The sequence below is a fragment of the Kosakonia sp. MH5 genome (assembly GCF_009935945.1).
GTDB classification, from domain to species: Bacteria; Pseudomonadota; Gammaproteobacteria; order Enterobacterales; family Enterobacteriaceae; genus Kosakonia; species Kosakonia radicincitans.
This window is the reverse complement of sequence record NZ_QODH01000048.1, coordinates 1-565: the sequence shown is the minus strand read 5'-3', so window position 1 is coordinate 565 and position 565 is coordinate 1. Positions and strand designations below refer to the sequence as shown.

Genomic DNA, 565 nt, shown 5'->3' with positions numbered 1-565 from the left:
CCGGGGAAGGGGTTAAATCCGGAGGCGTCGTCGGTCAGCACCAGCGTGTGGCTGTCGGCCTCATGCCTGAAGTGGTAGGCAATCCCTTCCAGCTCCATCAGCCGGCTGATGAAGTCGAAGCTGCTCTCCTGGTACTGCACGCAGTAATCCCAGACGCGGTAGCTGCCGGTCAGCCGGTCTTCCAGACTGACCTGGTATTCACCGAGCAGCGTTTTCACAATCTGCGGCACCGTCTGCCCCTGGAAGATGCGCAGGTTGCGGTCGCGTTTCATCGGCCACACATCCGGCTCGACGGTAAGCTGGTACACCGCATAGCGCGTGCCCGACAGCTCCGTCGCGCTCACCGCCACACGGGTCACTTTCCCGTTGAAGTAACGCGTGCCTGTCTGCGTCGGGACCGTCACCGTCACCGGCTGGCCCAGCAATTTGCTGCGGTCGATACGCGCATCCGTCCCCAGGACCGTCAGCGCCAGCGTAAACGGCTCCGACAGCGCCTCGCGCCCGGAGAGTTTCCAGAAAAGCAGCCCCTCCACGGGCAGCCTGACCGATATTCTGTTCACCATAA

The 565-nt window shown here is 62.7% G+C and carries 1 protein-coding gene; it reads right to left on the bottom strand.

Annotated elements, in window-relative coordinates; genetic code table 11:
* Positions 1-563 (bottom strand): type VI secretion system Vgr family protein (locus DK872_RS27250; protein ID WP_161519142.1); only part of this gene is annotated, 563 nt, incomplete at its 3' end.
* Positions 564-565 lie beyond the last annotated feature (2 nt).